13 protein-coding genes are annotated in these 20,528 nt (G+C 34.9%); 4 read left to right on the top strand and 9 right to left on the bottom strand.

Annotated features, from left to right (window positions below):
- Positions 1–599 precede the first annotated feature (599 nt).
- Positions 600–854 carry a winged helix-turn-helix domain-containing protein gene (locus tag RGRSB_RS07015; RefSeq protein ID WP_119260428.1) on the bottom strand — a complete coding sequence of 85 codons (255 nt, stop codon included), beginning with the start codon at positions 852–854 and terminating at the stop codon, positions 600–602.
- 491 nt (positions 855–1,345) lie between these two features.
- Between RGRSB_RS07015 and RGRSB_RS07005 the strand changes: the two genes are divergently transcribed.
- On the top strand, positions 1,346–2,521 hold the full coding sequence (locus RGRSB_RS07005; RefSeq protein WP_119260427.1) for a TRC40/GET3/ArsA family transport-energizing ATPase: 1,176 nt from the start codon (positions 1,346–1,348) through the stop codon (positions 2,519–2,521).
- 1,370 nt (positions 2,522–3,891) lie between these two features.
- Here RGRSB_RS07005 and RGRSB_RS07000 read toward each other — a convergent pair.
- From RGRSB_RS07000 to coxB, 3 genes are all read right to left on the bottom strand, one after another.
- Positions 3,892–4,488, bottom strand: coding sequence for a cytochrome c oxidase subunit 3 (locus RGRSB_RS07000; RefSeq protein ID WP_119260426.1), 597 nt, complete (start codon positions 4,486–4,488; stop codon positions 3,892–3,894).
- Between the two features lie 112 nt (positions 4,489–4,600).
- Positions 4,601–6,268: a cytochrome c oxidase subunit I gene (gene ctaD / locus RGRSB_RS06995; protein WP_119260425.1), complete on the bottom strand. Its 1,668-nt coding sequence runs from the start codon at positions 6,266–6,268 to the stop codon at positions 4,601–4,603.
- A 144-nt stretch (positions 6,269–6,412) separates the two neighbouring features.
- Positions 6,413–7,348 carry a cytochrome c oxidase subunit II gene (gene coxB / locus RGRSB_RS06990; protein ID WP_119260424.1) on the bottom strand — a complete coding sequence of 312 codons (936 nt, stop codon included), beginning with the start codon at positions 7,346–7,348 and terminating at the stop codon, positions 6,413–6,415.
- A gap of 550 nt (positions 7,349–7,898) precedes the next feature.
- Here coxB and RGRSB_RS11140 point away from each other — a divergent pair.
- The gene (locus tag RGRSB_RS11140) at positions 7,899–7,973 is read left to right on the top strand and encodes a hypothetical protein (protein WP_119261000.1); all 75 of its coding nucleotides are present in this window, start codon (positions 7,899–7,901) and stop codon (positions 7,971–7,973) included.
- Positions 7,974–8,943: 970 nt separating this feature from the next.
- On the opposite strand, the gene RGRSB_RS06980 is transcribed toward RGRSB_RS11140, so the two are convergent.
- Both RGRSB_RS06980 and RGRSB_RS06975 read right to left on the bottom strand, forming a co-directional pair.
- Complete coding sequence (locus tag RGRSB_RS06980) at positions 8,944–10,776, bottom strand: peptidoglycan D,D-transpeptidase FtsI family protein (RefSeq protein ID WP_119260423.1); 1,833 nt, start codon at positions 10,774–10,776, stop codon at positions 8,944–8,946.
- A gap of 288 nt (positions 10,777–11,064) precedes the next feature.
- A complete protein-coding gene (locus RGRSB_RS06975) occupies positions 11,065–11,556 on the bottom strand; it encodes a hypothetical protein (protein WP_119260422.1) in 492 nt (163 codons plus the stop codon).
- Between the two features lie 206 nt (positions 11,557–11,762).
- On the opposite strand from RGRSB_RS06975, the gene RGRSB_RS06970 reads away from it, so the two are divergent.
- Entirely contained in the window at positions 11,763–12,242 is a 480-nt protein-coding gene (locus tag RGRSB_RS06970; protein WP_119260421.1) for a PPC domain-containing protein, read from the top strand.
- Here the strand turns inward: RGRSB_RS06970 and cobS are convergent.
- On the bottom strand, positions 12,219–13,004 hold the full coding sequence (gene cobS / locus RGRSB_RS06965; RefSeq protein WP_119260420.1) for an adenosylcobinamide-GDP ribazoletransferase: 786 nt from the start codon (positions 13,002–13,004) through the stop codon (positions 12,219–12,221). The two genes, RGRSB_RS06970 and cobS, sit on opposite strands and share 24 nt — an antisense overlap.
- A 1,236-nt stretch (positions 13,005–14,240) precedes the next feature.
- Here cobS and RGRSB_RS06960 point away from each other — a divergent pair.
- Entirely contained in the window at positions 14,241–14,699 is a 459-nt protein-coding gene (locus RGRSB_RS06960; RefSeq protein WP_119260419.1) for a hypothetical protein, read from the top strand.
- A gap of 5 nt (positions 14,700–14,704) precedes the next feature.
- Here the strand turns inward: RGRSB_RS06960 and nadB are convergent, their stop codons facing one another.
- Together nadB and RGRSB_RS06950 are read right to left on the bottom strand one after the other, a co-directional pair.
- Positions 14,705–16,399, bottom strand: coding sequence for an L-aspartate oxidase (gene nadB / locus RGRSB_RS06955; protein ID WP_119260418.1), 1,695 nt, complete (start codon positions 16,397–16,399; stop codon positions 14,705–14,707).
- 2,624 nt (positions 16,400–19,023) lie between these two features.
- Complete coding sequence (locus RGRSB_RS06950; RefSeq protein ID WP_119260999.1) at positions 19,024–20,526, bottom strand: NADH-quinone oxidoreductase subunit M; 1,503 nt, start codon at positions 20,524–20,526, stop codon at positions 19,024–19,026.
- Positions 20,527–20,528: the final 2 nt, after the last annotated feature.

Genomic DNA, 20,528 nt, shown 5'->3' with positions numbered 1-20,528 from the left:
TTGTAAACAAAACATTAACTAGATAACATTACTCTTATTATGTAATGTGTGAGAAACCCTGAGATTGCATTATGCTATGATGCATAATATAAAAATATCTAAGGATGTGTCATCAAATAATGACACATCCTTAGATATTTTTGAAATCGACTTTACAAATAGTTTCTAAATGTTAGGCTCAAAATGAGCGGTGAATTATCTACCTCTACTCTGGAGATAAACAAACTGTTTTAACTTTTGAAAATCAAATAGAAGAGTCAAAAACAATTAAAGTTTTCATAGAGAGAATAAATGTATTTTCTTTATGAAAATACGTTTATAAATAATAATTATGAATTAGTTATTATTCCCGCAGTTAAGGCTAAGCTAATCAAAGAAAATTAGTTTATTTCTAGATTCAGAAGGAGTATTTTGGATTTAAGCTAAAAATCATCTGCGATAGTGTTAAAGTCAAATTTTGATTCTTGGAAACATAAAAAAATTACTCCTATTTTCAAGGCTATTATTGATATAATTGTTCACGAAAATTATTAGATTGATTTAACTCTGGGTTTTAAAACAAATGGTTGACTTAGTAAAACTGGAAAATTAGTTTATGATTAATTTGAATTATATTTTAGGGAAGAAACAGAAGTAGGATAATAAATCCACTTTTGGGTATCAGATGCTCTCTTAGCTTTAATTACTTTTACAGCTAAGAGAGATTTGAGACAGGACTGTACCATTGAAACAGGACGATTTAAGCGATTACTCAATTGTTTTACTGTAATTCCTTGAGGATGGGTCAGAATTAATTCTTTAATTTGTTGGGTGGTTGTTGGTCCTGGGGTAGGGCGAATAATAGTAAATGGCAACGTTTGGTTTACTCAATCAATAGGTTTTCCATCAGAAAAGACATCCCTCATTTTAATATAGTTCCCAACTACTAAAATAAGGGATATCTTTTTAACTTTATTTTTGCGAGATAATTAGTGAATTATTTTAATAGATGTTCTTGAAATTATCAAAACTGGCTATCAAAAATTTTCTGTAGATAAACTTGCCAAATTTATATCGGTTTTATCTCTTACAAAGATAATATAAATAAATTAACTTTGATTTACATAGAATTTACCGTTTCTAAGATAATTTCCATACGAAATGGACTTTTCATTGGATAACTCCTCTTTCTTGGAAACGGTAAATTTCTATCTCAAGAAGAAGCGAGCCAATAATAAATAAGAAAAAACTGATCACCTCCCACATCGATTACTGGCAATTGTTCTCGCTGGGATGCAATTAAACAACATTTTTCTCTTAATCCCTCATAATAAAAATAAGTAATGTAAACTCTCTTAGAGAAGCCATGCGTGTAATCCTTATGACTGGTAAAGGAGGAGTCGGTAAAACCTCCGTTGCAGCCGCCACTGGACTGCGATGTGCAGAATTAGGCTATAAAACTTTAGTTTTAAGTACTGATCCCGCCCATTCCCTTGCCGATAGTTTTGATTTAGAATTAGGGCACGATCCCCGTAAAATCTGTCCTAATCTTTGGGGAGCCGAATTAGATGCACTCATGGAATTAGAAGGTAATTGGGGTGCAGTTAAACGCTACATCACCCAAGTGTTACAAGCAAGAGGACTTGATGGTGTTCAAGCTGAAGAATTAGCAATTTTACCCGGAATGGATGAAATTTTTGGTTTAGTGCGTATGAAACGCCACTATGATGAAGGGGAGTATGATGTTTTAATCATTGATTCAGCTCCTACAGGAACGGCTTTAAGGCTGTTAAGTATCCCTGAAGTAGGAGGATGGTATATGAGACGCTTTTACAAGCCTTTGCAAGGAATGTCTGTTGTCTTAAGACCGTTGATAGAACCTTTATTTAAACCCATTGCAGGTTTTTCTTTACCTGATGAAGAAGTAATGAACGCACCCTATGAATTTTATGAGCAAATTGAGGCATTAGAAAAGATTTTAACCGATAATAGTCAAACTACAGTCCGTTTAGTCACTAACCCTGAAAAAATGGTGATTAAGGAATCATTACGTGCCCATGCTTATCTAAGTTTGTATAATGTGTCCACAGATTTAGTGGTAGCTAATCGCATTATTCCTGATACGGTGACGGACAGTTTTTTTCAAAGATGGAAAGAAAATCAACAGATTTACAGAAAGGAAATTCACGACAATTTCCATCCTTTACCTGTAAAAGAAGTTCCCCTTTATTTTGAAGAAATGTGTGGGTTAGAAGCTTTAGAAAGGTTAAAATTAACCTTATATGAGGACGAAAATCCTACTCAGGTCTACTACAAGGAAAATACACTTAAAGTAGTTCAAAATGCTGAAAACTACAGTTTAGAGTTGTATTTACCAGGAATTCCCAAAGAACAAATTCAACTAAATAAAACAGGAGATGAGTTAAATATTCGGATTGGCAATCATCGCCGAAATTTAGTTTTACCTCAAGCTTTAGCTACTTTAAAACCTTCAGGAGCAAAAATAGAAGACGATTATCTAAAAATTTGCTTTTCTGCCTAAAACAAACCAACCTTTAGCTACTTTTACTAAGTTACCAGAAAAATAAAACAATAACCAAAGATTGAGTATAATCTTCTCCTTTGGTTATTGTTTATCTGAAAATCTTCAGAGTATACTGAACTGATGATATAGGGTTAACTAATGGAATACTAAATTAATAAACTTTGTAGTTTAAAAACTTCGTTAATTTTAAAATACGAAGCTATACTTTTAGTTAACTTCAACTCATTATTAGTATCTTCACTGTTCCTTAAGTTATTTTTAGGTAAAAATAGATGATAGTTTCTTAACTCTAACGCTTAATTATTTCATAGCTTTCCAGTCTATTATCAATAGGATTTTTGAAACCTGCCAGGTGATTCAAATAGTTCTGAACATGATTATTACTTTTCTCAAAAATCTTCTAAGTTTCTCTTACAATGGCAATTTTTAATACAATTAGTTTAATTCATTTTTTGTTCTTTATTTCAATCTTCTCCATTTTTCAAAAAGTATCTACACTTATTTATTATTGACAATCTTCAAACACTTGTGATGTATTTTAACTAAAACTAATATAATGACTTTTTTGAAATTCATAAAATCGGTAATTAAACGAAGAAGTACGCGCTTTTCTTTTTTAAGATTGCTTATTTAATAGGCCTAACATAATTTATTAATTTTTCCTTTTTTAGATTTTCTGTTGAGTCCCATCTAATTTAAAACAAGAGAAAATATCACCTCCTATTTAAACTTTGACTATTTTAAATAGATATAATTTCTTATATTAGGTTAATAACATTGGGCATTAGCTTACGGTAAAATTTTTCCAATTATTATTTTTTATCGTAAAATAAACTAATCAAGACATCCTAAATTAGACAAATTCTTGTTTCTCTTAAAAAGACTAATCTTTTTAAGAGAAAAGCTACTGTAATCCCATGTCTTGTGTATGAATAGCTAAAAATACTGAATTTTTAGCTATTCATATATATTAACCACTATTCCATCCACTACCATTAATTTTAATTAAAGAATATTTTCTGTATCAACATCGTGGCTAATAACCTAACTATTAATTCGAATCAATAAGTTATAATTCTTTATTTGACTACCATTGTCTATAAACTTGTTGTAACTCTTAAAATGAGATGTAAACATATATATCTCTCTGTAAGTAGTACTACTAAATTTTAGAAAAGTACCTCAATTCATTAATTTAACTAAAATACTAATTATGATAATTTAAAAAACAATTATATTAAGAGGAACAACTTAATTATTATCATTCTTTTTTTAATTAAACTTTAAAGTAATAAATTAAAAAACTGGGTCATTAAGAAATTTCCAGAACCCAGTTAATTTAAATAAATTTAAGATTATCTTGAACTTTACAAAAGATAAACCAAGGTAAAAAGGATAATCCAAACTACATCCACAAAGTGCCAGTAAAGCTCTGCTGCTTCAACCCCAAAATGGGATTCACTAGAGTAATGTCCTTCTTCATTTGCACGCCATAATACTGCTAAGATTAACAACAGACCAAAGGTAACATGAAGTCCGTGGAATCCAGTTAAAGCATAGAAACAACTAGCAAATAAATTAGTGGTTAATCCCATCTCTAGATGGAAGTATTCATACATCTGACCGATAAGGAAAACAATACCCATAACGGCTGTGATGCGAAACCAGAACTTTAACCCAGAAATGTTATTTTTCTTAATAGCAGCTTGACCTTTATGCATCACAAAACTACTAGCAACCAGAATTATTGTATTAACCCCAGGCAATAGTAATTCCAATTCCGGCGTTCCCTCGGGAGGCCAAACAGGAATGATCGTGCGATAAATAATGAAGGCAGCAAATAGTCCTAAAAAAATAGAACTTTCTGCTATTAGAAAAAGGGCAAGCCCAAAAAAGCGATGGTCTGGATGACCACTGTGAAGATTAACAGTTCCTTGTGACTGTTCAATTGCTGATCCTTGCATAACTATTGTTTGATGAAATAATAATGACAGAGTAAATCTAAGACAAAAAGAACGAAAAGAATAGCGATCACGTATTGTACAGATTAACCGTGATCGCTTTTGTTCATGAGCATTATCTCGATTGAGAACCGACTTCTGCTAACATGTCGTTGACAGTTTTTTCTCCATTGAGAACTTCTGAATCTGTACCGTAGTCGTAAGGACCTGCCCACAATACGGGTTCTTCTTCAAAGTTTTCAATGATGGGAGGAGAAGACGTTTGCCATTCTAGGGTATAGGCGCGCCAGGGATTACGAGCAGCTTTTTCGCCTTGATTCAAACTCCAAAGGATATTGATAACAAAAGGAAGACTAGAAACAGCTAGAATGTAAGCCCCAATAGTGCAAATTAAATTGATAGGTTCAAACTGCACGTCATAAAGGGCAACACGACGATTCATCCCCATTAACCCCAATTTGTGCATAGGTAAAAAGGTAATATTCAATCCAATGAACAAGAGAATAAAGTGCAATTTACCCAGAGGTTCATTAATCATCCGCCCCGTCATCTTAGGGAACCAATGATAAAATCCGGCAAACAGTCCCATTGCTGCCCCGCCAAAGAGGACGTAATGGAAATGTCCTACTACAAAATAGGTATCATGGACGTGGATATCAAAGGGAACAGAAGATAGCATCACTCCCGTTAAGCCACCCATGACAAAGGTTGCAATGAACCCAACTCCAAACAACATGGCGGTATTGAGGTTCAGTTTTCCACCCCAGAGGGTTGCACACCAACTAAAAATCTTAATCCCCGTGGGAACAGCGATCAGCATAGTAGCCGCCATAAAGAAGATCCGTAGCCATCCTGGTGTTCCACTGGTGAACATGTGGTGAGCCCAAACAATTAATCCTAGGAAGCTGATGGCTAAACTGGAGTAGGCGATTGCTCGATAGCCAAAAATCGGTTTGCGGGAGTGGACGGGGAGTACTTCAGAAATAACTCCAAAGAAAGGTAAGATCATGATATACACCGCCGGATGGGAGTAGAACCAGAACATATGCTGGTAAACAATTGGATCTCCTCCTCCTGTGGGGTTAAAGAAGGCAGTTCCGGCAATAAGATCAAAAGAGAGAAGTACTAATGCCGCCGCTAAAACAGGGGTAGAAAGTAGAATTAGAGCCGAGGTCGCTAATATAGACCAGCAAAACAGAGGCATGCTGTGGAGATCCATATCTGGAATCCGCATTCTAAAGATGGTAGTAACAAAATTAATTGCCCCCAAAATTGAAGAGGTTCCCACCAATAAAACGCTCAAAATCCAAATTTCCTCCCCCCAAACTCCGCTAACTAAACTCAGGGGAGGATAAGAAGTCCAACCAGACTGGGGAGCTCCATTAGGAACAAAAAAGCTGGCTAGCAAGAGAATACCCCCTGGAGGAGTTAACCAAAACGCCACCGCGTTGAGAGTGGGAAAGGCCATATCTTCAGCCCCAATCATGAGGGGAATGAGATAATTGGCAAAAGCGGCCCCAGCCGGAACGATCCACAAGAAGATCATAATGGTTCCGTGGATGGTCATAATTTGATTGTATAAGACCGGGGTAACGAAATCGGGGTCGGCGGTGGCTAATTCCGTACGAATGACTTCCGCAAAAGCCCCACCGATGAAGTAGAAAGCGAAAGAAGTAACGAGGTATTGGATTCCAATTACCTTATGGTCGGTGCTGAAGGTAAAATAATCCGTCCACTTCCTTTCTTTATGTGCCGTATGATTTGATGCGACTACTGTTGTCATAGGAAATTGAATGATACTTTACAATGACTTAGAGATGGAATAGCCCAAGTTAAGGATGATGAGTTGTAAGGCATATGGCAATGTGCACTAAAGCCAAGAAGTTGTTTTACTCAACGTTTTTCCTTCGGTCTTCTGCCTGATCCTTTAGGGATGGGGTACCTGAGCTAGGATTTCCTTGTGAATACCCATTTTATGGGTATAGGGGCGAAGGAACTGTCCCTCAGAGAGATTTTCAGGATTAACTGCTAATGTTTCATCCAAGCTCGCTTCTTGAATAGGTTTATTAGTTTCTTCCCATTGAGCATAAGTTTCTTCATCTTCAACGTGGAGAACAGATTTCATCCCACCATGGTAAGCCCCACATAGTTCAGCACAGACAATGGGATAGTCTCCTTCGCGATTTGCGGTAAATGCTAAAATCGCATTTCGTCCAGGAATCGCATCTTGTTTAAGACGTAATTGAGGAACCCAAAAGGCATGGAGAACATCAGCTGCAGCAATGGTTAATTGAACGGGGCGATTTTTCGGGACATGAAGTTCTCCTGAAATGATTCCCGTCTCAGGATAGGTAAAAACCCAAGCATATTGCATTCCCTGAACTTTTACCATGAGGGGAGCAATTTCTCCGCTCTCATTGGCAGAGGTTCCAATTCCTAAGGCAACTTGCTTTTGATTACCATCCATTGCAATTTGCTGAGGTGGGGTGTTAACAGAAATTACGGGGTCAAGTCCTCCCATGTTGCTATAGACTTTGAAACTATAGATAGCAAGGATGAAAACGATAACGGTAGGAATGGCTGTCCAAAAAATTTCTAAAGGAACATTGCCTTCGATGGGCGGCCCGTCAGTTTGATCGTTAGGACGACGGCGAAATTTAATCAGACAAAACACAAGGGTCCCTTCCACTAGTAAAAAGAGTCCGATGGCAATGCTCATCATAAAATTGAAAATACCGTCTACTTGTGTGGCATCGTAAGAAGCAGCCACTGGCATAAGTCCGTGATTTTGACCATACCAGAGGCTAATTAGAGTGATTACGACACCAACAATCAGAGTGATGATGTTACTGGGAATCTTCACGGTTGTTGATAAGGATATACAATTCGCTACTTAATCAACGGTAAAACATCCTTCTCAAAATAGCGGGTATCTTTATGAGATCTTCAACGAATCTTTTGTTTTTCTTTAGAATCAGATAGGCTCAGGGTTTTAGTGAGTTATACATTTTGGTTTAACATAGATCAAACGATATCGTCGAACCTCTTATGTAAAAATTAAAAATATAGAGACAAAACTTAATCTTTTAATTAAAGCTAAAAAAAAGCTACAAATATTCTATTCATAGACTACTGAGACATATTTTTTATTTAATTAAAATCATGTTAAATCTAATATTTTTACTTGATTTATACCCATAGCGTCAAATGCTTAACTCAGTTAAACAAATGAAATTATCAAATGGATATCCATTGTTACCGATTATTAAGTTTTAATGGAGATAGAACTAGTTTTACTTATTTTTTTAAAAAACTCAACAATAATTTTTACCTATTGAATCTGGAAAACTATAGGAAAATTAATATCGTATTTAAAAAAAAATTACCTATTTTGACAATAAAAATTAGAAGGTATCAATAATGAACTAAAGTTAATCAAAAGGAAAACTTATGGATTCAAAAAAATATCAAAGTTTAAAAAACTTTGATATTTTAGTAGTTAATTGAATATCATCAGTTTAGTATAGACAATTTCATTGATATTTAGAGGTAGTTTTTTTATTAAAAGTGTAGCTTTGCAACGAGTTTATGTCTCTCCTCAATCAGCAATTCAAACTAATTCTTCTTTAAGAAGAAATAAGGTGATTTGACGCAATGATGATAGTAGCAGATATTACTAAAAGCAAAGTTTAGCAATCTATCAAAATTAGAACAAGTTTTCTTGACCTATTGATAATAAATTTTATCGCAGTAATGATCTGGATAATTATAATATATATGTAGTTTTTAATGTTTAAAACATTCGATACACCTACCTAAGAGGTACTGTAGATTAATTAATAAAATTACTGGTTTTGTCTTTTATATATTCTGCTATGACTGTTGATTCATCAGATTACAAAACTCTATTGATATAAGTACAGCGGTGTTTAAATACCATCGCCTTACTTAAACAACATCGTTGCTATTTAAATATAATTTTTGATTTACGTCATTATGTAAGTAATTTAATTACTATCCCTTTATCCATTGTTAATGGTTTACCACTTTCAATGCTTCAATAAAAGTCAATTAGGTCCTCCCACTGTTTAAGAATTCATAACTATGTGTAATTCATAATAGAAAATCAAGCTAAAGTCAGAAGCCTTAGTATTTATCCATCATCCCCGTATTTTTTCGATTTATTGAGTTGTCAGCTTGATAGTCAAATGACTATTAATAGCAATTACAAATAGGTTAACATCTCCATGTTAATAATATCTTTCTGGCAAGATAACTGATGATATATGTCTCTTTTTTTATTTATTTAAAAGCTTTATTAAAAAAATTAAAATAGATCAAAATAAGCTTTTTTTTTTCTATATTATCAACTGTTATGTCATAGAATTGACAGAGAAAGTACTAAAATAATTTCAGGATAACCATTCACTTTTTCTTGATAAAATGCAAACATAATGCTCAATTATGCTGAGAGGGAGGAATTCCTTTCAGAAAGATTAACGCCTCAATTACCTTTTTTGCAATAGGCGCGGCTACCGTTGAGCCATAAGTATTTGCTCCTTGGGGTTCATCTACCACTGTCATAACCACATAACGAGGATTATCTACCGGTAAAATCGCCACAAAACTCGTTATCTTCGCACTGGGTAAATATCCTCCCCCAGGACCAGCTTTTTGGGCTGTCCCTGTTTTACCTCCAATCCGATACCCTAAGATTTGAGATGCTTTTCCTGACCCATCAGTAACTACAGTTTCCATCATCTCTGCTACTTGCCGACTTACATGGGGCGACATAATCTGTGTAACTTTATGCTTGGGTTTCCAGTGCAGATGACCATCAACATCAACTAATCCGCGAACTATATGGGGAGTCACTAACTTTCCTCCATTAGCCAACGCCCCATGTAATTGAACTAACTTGATAGGAGTTAAGGACAGACCTTGTCCAAAAGAGGCTGTAGCTACTTCGATTCCTCTTTTAGTGAAGATTTCCTCACTTTTGAGATAACCGCTCACTTCCCCTGGTAAATCAATTCCTGTTTTCTTATTAACTTGTAATTGCTGTAACCCTTGATAGTAATCTTTACGACTTAATCTCCGCATCATATGAACCATAGCTACATTACTGGAGGTTTGTAGAATTTGAGCAATGTTAATCGCTCCATGTCCAGTTCTAGTAGCATTGTAGATATTCCAACCATCCACCTGAACTGCTCCAGAATCGTAAATTATTGTATTTGGCTGGATCACTCCTGCTGTGAGGGCTAAAGCAACATTAATTGGTTTAAAAGTAGAGCCTGGTTCATAAAGATCAGTGACCGTCCAATTCTTGAATAGTTCTATCCTGGATTTATAGTATTTATTAGGATCAAAAGTTGGCTCACACACTAAAGATATCAACGAGCCATCAGTGCTATCCATAATAATTACCGCTCCCCGTTTAGCATTAAATTTGTTCAATTGCTGTTGAAGAGCAACCCTTGCCGCTCTCTGTATCCGCATATCTAAAGTTAACTGCACTCGCAGATCATTGGATTTCAGCAAATCTTGGGGTAAAAAAGCAGGAACAATCTCTCCTAAGGCAGTACGACGCACGTATAAACTTAGCAAATCCCGTTCTAGTAGCTTTTCCTGACTGCGTTCAATTCCTGCTTGTCCATTGCGATCACTATCGACATAGCCAATCACCTCAGACACCATCTTTTCTTGAGGATAAAATCGAATATAAGACTCGTTCAACTCTACCCCATCCAGACGCAATTTTTCAATTCTGGCCGCCTGACCTTCTGTTAAACCACGAGCAATGGGAATACCAGTATCACGTTGTTTAAACCGCTCAATTAGTTGTTGAGGAGTTTTATCTTCCAAGATAGGACTAAGCTTAGCAGCTATTTCTTCTTTAGTTATTTTAAATTGAATAGGATGGACATAAAGAATATGTGCGAGGCGATCAGTTGCTAAAACAGTACCTTGACTGTCAATAATAGATCGTCGCGGAATATAAGGTCTTAAATTAACCGTTTGTTGTGATCGCGCTTTTTTTTGTAATTCTGGTGCTTGAACAATCTGTAATTGATATAGTTTCACTCCCAAGCCAATCATTGCTCCTATTAAGACTCCCCACACTAATAAGAGTCTCAACTGAGGTAAGGCAGTCCTTTTTTTAGAACCAGAAGCTGGCAGAGAACGTCGGAGTCTACCGTTAGACGAGTCCGATTTTCGATGGAAACGACTTTTTTTGTCTGGATACTTAGATCTAGATGAAAACCGCTTGAAGTTAGATCTACTCATTGAGTTGTGGGAAGTTTGGCATTAGAAAATAAGCAATTTTGATGTTCTCCGTACTTTAATCTATTAAAATAAGAATTTCCCAGTCTCACGGATAGGGTTTTAGCATTTCAATATGTTATTGACTCCCTAAAAACCTAGTCAATCTGGTTGGTTAGTTTACCACAAACAATCATGTTTGACTATATTTACAGTAAATAGTAAGTATTTATGATACTCATGACAGTTCAATAATTATTTACAACGCTTAACTTAATCCATTAAAGTATCAAAGCAGCTACGTTAATTAAATTAATAAGCTATGGGACCTTCAGCCACCCAAAGGGTTTCCTGATTGGAAATCGTGGCATCAGTAACAGATAAGGGGATAACCTTAACATCCGGGAGAAAAATTAAGTCTTTTGGATGAAGTTGAGTTAAGCCAACTTCTGGTTTTTGGGCTTGTTGAGCTAATTGATGTTTTAAGACTTCATTAGCCCCAACTAAATAGCGTTCCTCCTGTTGTAGCTTAGTTAATTTTCTAAACTCTTGGCTCCAGAGGGACGGTACCCGAACTGTCCATCCATAAACACCTAAAGTTAAGGTCACTATACAAAAAGCAAAGATAGCAGAAACTTTGTTAATAAGTAAAAGAAATTGTAAATAATAATGTAATTTGTTCTTTTTACTCGATATTTTAGCAATTCTTCGGGAATTAACCGATGAATAAGTTGGCAAAGCTCTCCGTGATTTCTTCAAACGTGAGGATTTAGGGATGGGCTGATAATCACGTGCAGCAATCATAATCTAGTTAATATTTCAATTGGATAAGAAGTGACTTAAGAGAATTTTGATAAATCAATATCGGTGATTAATCCTTATGGAGTCTCGGATGAGAGACGAGGATAACCTTCTTTATGTTGCATAATGACCCAACTGTTCTGAAATAGAAGACTTATTATATATAGAGTCTATACTAATCCGTTTAATGATTATCTCTGTGATTTTTTATGGTCTATTTCTCGAAAAAATGTTGGTTTGGCTTCGTGGTGCTTACAACGCTCTCCCTTAACTTCAGATTTTACATCCTACCTGTTCAAGGACAGCCGCAATTATACAATCCCATTCCATTAGCTTCTAATAATAAAGTTATGGACACTCTCTCTGCCCAAGATATTCCCACCGGAGAAGGTGGATTTGCACGCGATTATTTAGTGGAACTTGAACATGGAGATCAGGTAGCAATTGACCTGATGTCTGAGGAATTTGATAGTGTTGTTTTACTATTAGCAGCTGACGGGTCTACCATTGCGGAAAATGATGATGGACCTGATGGTTCTACTAATTCCTTGTTGTTTGCTCGGATTACTGAAAGTGGAAAGTATATCATCCGAATTCGTGCCTTTGGAGAGACAGGAGGAGGAAAATTTACTCTTAAATTAGATCGTCTACGTCCGGTCAAAAACCTACGTAACAAACCAGCGAGTTAAGATACTCAAGATTAAGGCTTCACTCCATTCTACCACTGCACCGTAGGTATCCCCTGTATGTCCACCTAAACGCTGATAAAACCAGAACCCTGTGATAATAGCAATGGTGCTCCCAACCACAGCTACTTCAACTCCCAACCACCAATGACGAACATTGAATAGAATTAGCAATCCACTGATGGTTAATAAACCTCCTAATCCTAAAAACAGATCTTGAGGTAACTGAATGCTCTGTTTGTGAAATGCGCCTTTACCAGTAGGTTTTAGGTAAGGATAAAAAGTGATAGCAGCTACCTGTCCCCATCGTCCCCATCCTGCGGCTATCATCAACACTAACCAACGATAACTGGTTATCTCACTTAAAGCAATGGTTTTTAACCCTAATATAATTACCGCGGCCATTACGCCAAAAGCTCCAGCCACACTATCTTGCATAATTTTCAACCGACGAGTAGAATCAGTTGCCCCTAATCCGTCAGCTGCATCGATGGCCCCGTCTAGATGTAATCCTCCCGTTAAAACGAGCCAAACAGCGACAATTAAAGCACTACGGATAGCTATAGGAAATCCCAAAAAATTTAAGCCCACATCTGCTAGTCCTAACCATCCTCCGATTAATATCCCTAGTAATGGAGACCATCGAGCTAGTTGTTGAAACAACTGTGGCCATTGGGAAGGAAGGGGAATAATTGTGTAAAATGTAATTGCGCCTAAAAATGTCTTCAGATTATATTTAAGATGTTGAACAATTTTTTTGAGCATTTATATCCTGTTGAGCATTAACCGAAATAATTTCTTTGAATGTTAGTCAATTTATTTATTATTGGTGGTTTAGAGACCATAGCTATTCTATCGACTGACCCCTAAAATTTATATCAATCTGTAAGTAGCTAAACTTAAAAAAATCTAAAATGGTAAAAATAGTTAAAAAAGAAAGAGTACTAGATGTTAGTTTACTCAAGAGTTCAGCTACTGTAATTTAGCAGAGTTAGAACTATTAAAGTGAACTTATAACCAAAAGTTTCTTCCGAATTAAAATAAGAGCAGGAATTTTATATTTAGATCCAAAAGGATACAAAGTTAAATAAATTGCAAACTTAGTGAAACTATCAGAAGTTTAAAAAAAACAATTTATAGGTAGATTTTTAAAAAATTAGAAAGATTGTAAAATCCTCCAGAAAGTAAAAGAAAAGTAACCTGGAATTAAAGAAGAGATAATATATATTGAATATATCTGAAAAAAGAATCAAATAATTGCTCATTATAGCTAATAATTTACTTCTTTTTAAGAAGTAGAGGAAAATTAAACTAGATCTCGGGATATTTTTTAATTTTCTTAAACATAGCTAGGGATGAGAGCAAAAAAGTAAGTATAAAAATCAATTTATTTCATAAACAAAAAGAAGTAAAAAAGTAGAAATATTTAGAAAACCACACAAGCAAAGCTCATAAATAATGTAATAATTAAGGAATAAATACAACAATTATTTTAAATAATCACTCAATGCCTATAAGTAGCTGAATTAAAGCCTGATTAAAACGATATAAAATTATATTTATATCTACTGAATTAGAGTCAAAAAGTAAAGTTTAATAAAAGAAAAACAGCCAACTAAAAGCTAATAAAGCTAACAAAAATTTACAAAAAAAACATTGTTTATAAGTTTGTATAACAAAGTCTTGTTTGCTTAAGAGAGTTAATCTAAATAATATCAATTAAATTGATATAAATCAAACTCTAATTACTTAAGTATAAAAACACGAGATAATTCACTTTTTTAAAGTTTATTTAAAGCTACTTACTTAGCATAAGTGTAAAGTAGGTAACAATTCGAAGACAAGACTGCCTTGAGTTATCTCTCATCAAAACTTTAAGCAATAATCATGAGATCTTGGGTTAGGATTTTATGGTAAGGGATTACTCTTACTCGTATATCACCGCCCATTGATTATATACTGTTAGGTTGAATTAATGGTCGCACCTATAGGCAATTTCCCATGAGTCATAACCACACTTCACACCCATTACCTGCTCCTTGTATTGTTGACGTTGGTGTTATTATCAACAACGAAGATATGCGACGGGTTCTTAATGATTTAGGCCATGTTCATTATATTCATACCTTTGATGAAGAAGTACAGAGTGAAGGGGAGGGATGGGTTGTTGAAGTTTTTAGCGATTCTCAGCAGGGCACTATTATTGCTAACCGTTCCCTCTATCTTAATGTCCAAAGCTTCGACTATTTACAATTACGCCGTTCGCCCACTCAGAAAACTTACTTTGATCTAATGCAAGATCATCGTTGTCTAAGATTAATTCCCATTGCTCACTCTTCTCAAACTCCAGAATTAAATTCTAATCTGGATGTTGCTACTCTCGAGGCCATGGTTAGTCAAGTTTTGGCTGCTAAATGGGATGTTCAGTCGGACAACAAAGATGATGATTATCCTTTTTGAAAAAATTACACCGATTCAACCTGATTAGTTCTAGATTGGTGACTGCAGATTATGGTGTGCACCCGCCATTGAAGAGAGGATTTAGGATAATCAATTCGATAATGTCCTCCACGACTTTCTGTTCGAAACAAAGCACTTTTCAAAATCAAGTAGGCAATATCTAATAAATTTAAGGTTTCTGCACAAGTTCGTAGATGAGTGTGTGCTGTAGGAGAGTCAAAAATTATCTCCTGGCCAGGCTCTAAGTTCAGCACATATTGGCTACTGTCGATATGAGTTAATTGTTCGCGCCAGTCTTTAACTTGATCTAAAGCCGTTTCTAATAGACTTTGCTCTCGACAAATTCCGGCACTTTTCCAGAGTAAAATTGGCAAATTTCGATTAATATTCTTAATTAATTCTATTTCTGCAGTCCATTCTCCCTTCTTCCTTACAACCGAAATATTGTTTGGACTGATTGTCTGTGGTGAACTCACTTCGATTTTGGACAGCTGAGCCGCAAACACCAAGCACTCTAACAAAGAATTACTGGCTAAACGATTTGCTCCATGAACCCCTGTACTAGCAGTTTCTCCAATGGCATAGAGTCTCTTAATAGAAGTCTCATTCCTAAGATTTACACGAATGCCCCCCATCCAGTAATGCGCAGCTGGAGCCACAGGAATTGGCTCTTTAAATACATCTATCCCCCAATTTCGACAGACTTGAATAATATTAGGAAAACGACGGCGAATTCGTTCAGATTCGATAGGGCGTAAATCAAGGTAAACATAGCCGTGGGCAGGATCTACTGCAGTCCTTTGTAAGTGGCTAAAAATAGCACGACTAACTACATCTCTGGGCGCTAACTCCCCATTTGGATGATAATCAAAAGCAAAGCGTCGTCCTTGGTGATCAATTAGGTGCGCTCCTTCTCCCCGCACTGCTTCACTAATAAGAAAATGAGGAGCATTATGTTTAATTAAAGCTGTTGGATGAAACTGAAAAAACTCTAAGTCTTTTAGGATTGCTCCTCCTCGCCAAGCTAAAGCCACACCATCCCCTGTACTAACAGTGGGGTTAGTCGTTTGAGCATAAACTCGACCACCTCCACCGGTGGCTAAAATTACCGCAGATGAACGAATCCAGTGAATTTGTCTTTGATATAGAACGCTGACTCCTAGACATTGTTTTTGCAGAGAATCAAGCCACAATTTTAAAGCAACTGCTTGAGAAATAATTGTAATGTTGGGACGTTCTAACACCTTCTCTGTGAGAGTACTAACGATTGCTCGTCCTGTGGTATCTGCTGCATGAAGCACACGAGGATGAGAATGGGCAGCTTCTAGAGTCATGGCTAATTGACTATTTTTTCGGTCAAATGCTACTCCCATTTTCACTAAAGAATCAATCGCGCTAGGAGCTTCATTGACAAGGAATTCGACAGCACCATAATCACACAATTGAACACCCGCTTTGAGGGTATCTTCTAGATGAAACTGTGGAGAGTCGTTAGGAGCGATCGCTGCTGCAATTCCCCCCTGTGCCCAATCGCTGGCTCCTGTTTCTAAGGTATCTTTAGTAATTAATCCAACTCGATACTTTGGGGGCAAACACAAAGCACCATAAAGTCCAGCTGCCCCTGAACCCACCACTAAAATATCAAATTGGGTTGTCAGAGGGTCAGCAGAAATAAAACTAGCTGATGATGTCAAAGTAATAAAAAATGGTTGTCTATAAATCTTTTCTATTCTAACTTTTTTGTCCTAACCACAGCTTTCTCCCATTTTGGTTTGTCAATTAAATAACTTAAAAAAATACTCAGTTAAGAGTGAATTTATGAAAAAACGATTATTTTAAGTAAAGTTTAGTAAAGAGTTGTGCCTAAGCGATTATCCCCTTCAGTAGATTCACTAGCAAGAAGATTCACTAACATATTTGAACGTTTTCCTGATTCTTACTGGGTCCAGATATTTCTAAATTCTACTCTACTTCTATAATAAGGGAAGTTAACAATAATATTACTGGCTAGGTCGGGATAGAAGTCACTTAATTCCTAAAACTAACAAATATTGCCGTTGTTTAAATTTAACTTTTGAGCATATGGGGTTAACTTTGTATATACTAAGTTGAGAGTGGATATGGCTAATACCTATTTCACAAATCCTAAACAACTAATTACTACAACTGAGACAATAATACAAACTAAGGTTTTCATTAATTTAATTCCTCTCAAGAAACTAAGATAATTTACTTTCTTGAAATATACGCAAAAGATTCGGTTTATCAATGAAAGCAGATTAAGATGAGTTTAGTTTGTATCATGCTAGTAATAAATCCGATAGCTTCGAATTTTTGCTAGATTAGGAGTGTAGGGTAAAACACCGACTAACTAATATAAATTCTGAGGACGTAATGATTTAAGAAAAAGTAAAAAGGGGTCTCGAACTATTTTTCTCTCTATGTATATTGTTGTTTTATATAATGTTGTTTTCTTGAAATAAAGTATATTCTAAGACTGATCAATTACGCTCATTCGATTCCGCAATAACTTAATCTAAAATTAGCCTGTTTTCACTCTTTCTCATATTTGAGAGTAATTTTCTTTATTAAAGAACTGTAAATTCTAATCAAAGTTAGTTCGTTGACTTCTATTAGTTATAATTTTTCCGACGCCGACTTAAGCATACAGTGCGAACTCCTCTAACTTAATATAAAGACCTAATCTAATTTAAGATATAAGAGAATTAATTTTACAAACGGTAGTGGATTACTCTGTTGGTAAATTTAAAAATAGAAAGCCATTTTAATCAAGTTTTAGGAGAATCAAGACATTCTTACCTAGGACAATCCCGTCAATTGGGTAAAAATCAAAAAATTTTAGAGCACATGTTTAAAATCAACTTGTTGCTGATAGTGTTTTTAATCTGGATATATTTAAAGTAAAAAAAAATATTAGTAGCTCTCAACAATAAAACCGTCCTCTATAGACGTTTCTATTACAATCATATAAATTAGCCATAATCATAATTAACTCGACAACTAGCAGAGTGTTTTCAAGTAAATTATAGTTTTGTCAATTCCTTAAACGTTAAAAAGTATAAAACCATTGCTTTATAGCTAAAAAAATCTTTTGTAAGGATTAAAGACTCACTTACACAGAAAAATAAGTGTAACGGTTAATACTTTTACTATTTGTTATTTAGTTCAAAAACTTAAGTAAACAAAAAAATATTTCATGCCGTGGAAGCTTATACAGATATATTTCAAACTCTAAGACAAGAACATTCGATAAAACCGGTACAATTCTAACTTTTAGACCTAGTTTTGAGTTATAAAACTAAAGTTTATCTAGTTACAATACATAAGTATGTTGAAGTAATTCAAAAAAAATGACCTTATGGAAAGACGAAGAGACAGTTAAAATAGAAGAAATAACAAAGACTTTACTAGTCCTAGGAAAGATATCTAGAATAAAAAAAATTACCAAATAATAAGTAGCTGAATTGATAAAAATATAAAATATTTCGATGATCAAATTTTCTAAGGAGTGGAAGAAGAGCTTAATTAAAAAATTAAATTTATTAAGAAATAAACTTATAACTGAACTAACCTTGATTCTATTAAAAATAAAATCTTATTCAAATAATATTTTTTTTACTAATTTATTACACTTTATCCCCAAAAAATTTTATATTTCTCCTATAGATAGGTAAGTTTAAAAATTAAGTAGATTAACTCATTCAAGAGTAAAGTTTGATAAAATTTTAAATATAAAAGTAAATCAAATATAAACAATATATTGCAAAGGAAAAGGACTAAATACAATGATCATTTTTAGTAGAAAATATTAGTTAATATATAAAAGTGGTTTAGTTAAAATAAAACTAAAATTATAGGAATAAAAAGAGCTATGTATATATATTCTACCAAATTAGTTAGATCCAGAATTAAACATAATAGGAAGAGAATAGTATAGAATAAAAGTTCATAAAACTGCCAGAAGGATATTTGAAGATAAATACAATTTAGCTAAAACAGTTAGACAACGTCTTGCTAAAAAGAGTTAGTTTAAAAAATCAATTAAAGTAATATAAATTCAATTCTAATCGCTCACAATATAGAGATACACAATAATTTACTTCTTTAATATTTCTTCAGGGTTACCCACTCATAGGTTTAAGAAAATAAAATATCCTTGCTGAACCGACTGTGGTAAGATGTGGCAAAATCATAATAAACGAGAGCTGAAAATGAAGTCTCCAGTTAATAATTTGTCATACATGGTCTATGCAGATCAATAAAACTGCTCAATATAAGTTAAATATCTCAATATTTCTTATTTCTATCTTCTCTCTGCTCGCCACTGCTGTATAACAACAGCGATGTCTGGCTTTTCTGTTAATAAAACACCTACTTGGGTTTCATTCCAACGTACCATCCAAGAAGGTTGAAGTCCCAAAACCACAATGCACAAAGACAAGATAAAAGCAGGAATTCTTTCTGACCATAAAACACGGGGTAGTTGAGCTAGTTCAGGAGTTAACCGACCAAAAAAGACACGGTTAACCATCAATAAAAAATAAACTGCCGTTAAACCACTTCCTACTAAACATAATAAAGTTTGAATCGGGAAAATAGGAAAGCTTCCGCGAAATACCAAAAACTCTGCAATAAAGCCGGCCATCCCTGGAATTCCAACGCTCGCCATTACTCCTAAAATCATTAAACTTCCTGTAATCGGTAAACCTCGTTGGGGGTTAAGCAACCCCTGTAAAAAGTCCACATCACGGCTTCCAGTCTTTTTGTAAACCACTCCAACTAACAGAAATAATAGAGCAGAAATTAACCCGTGACTGACCATTTGAAAGGTAGCGGCAGTAATACTTAAGTGAGTGGCAGCTGCCGCAGCTAACAAGATATAGCCCATATGAGCAATGGAAGAATAGGCGACCACTTTCTTCATGTCTTTTTGAAGAATTGCGCATGATGCTCCATACAAAACACTAATAGCGGCTAATGTAGCTAACCAGGGAGCAATAAATACCCAAGCATCGACAAATAATCCTATCCCAAAACGCAATAACCCGTAAGTTCCTAATTTTAGGAATATTCCTGCTAACAAAACTGAAATAGGAGTCGAAGCTTGCACGTGGGCATCAGGTAACCAGGTGTGAAAAGGGAAAATAGGTATTTTAATCCCTAAGCCAAGGATAAGGGGAGCAAGTAAAATTAACTGAGTTGATAAAGGTAAGGTATGGGTGCGTAATGTCTCATAATCGAAGTTATATAACTCTGAGAGCCATGCTAGTCCTAAAAATGAAGTCAAAATTAGAATTCCTGAAACTGTCGTGTAGAGAAGAAATTTCATCGAGGCATAACCCCGCTTTGTTCCTCCCCAAATTCCAATGAGAAAATACAATGGGATAATATCTAACTCAAAAAAGAGAAAAAAGAGTAAAACATCTCGGGCAATAAATGCCCCCATTACTCCACTATTAAGAATTAAAATCAAGACATAATAAAACCGTGATCGCTTAATATTTTGACTACTGGCATAAATTGAGATTAAGGTCAGCAAACTGTTGAGAAAAATAAGAGGAAATGATAGGCCATCAATCCCCAAATGATAATTTAATCCAATCCTCGTAATCCAAGGTAAATACTCAGTAAATTGGACGTTTGGATTAGTAGGGTCGAAATTAAAGCTGAGAATAATATTGATAATAAGAGGTATACCTGCGATTACCATAGACAATAAGCGACAATGGACTGAATTTAACTTTCCTGGCCAAAAAGCGATTAGGATAGCCCCTACTAATGGAATCCAAATCAAGGCGCTGAGTATCA

Origin of the sequence: cyanobacterium endosymbiont of Rhopalodia gibberula, assembly GCF_003574135.1 — a bacterium.
Lineage (GTDB): Bacteria > Cyanobacteriota > Cyanobacteriia > Cyanobacteriales > Microcystaceae > Rippkaea.
This window is presented reverse-complemented; position numbering and strand designations above follow the sequence as displayed.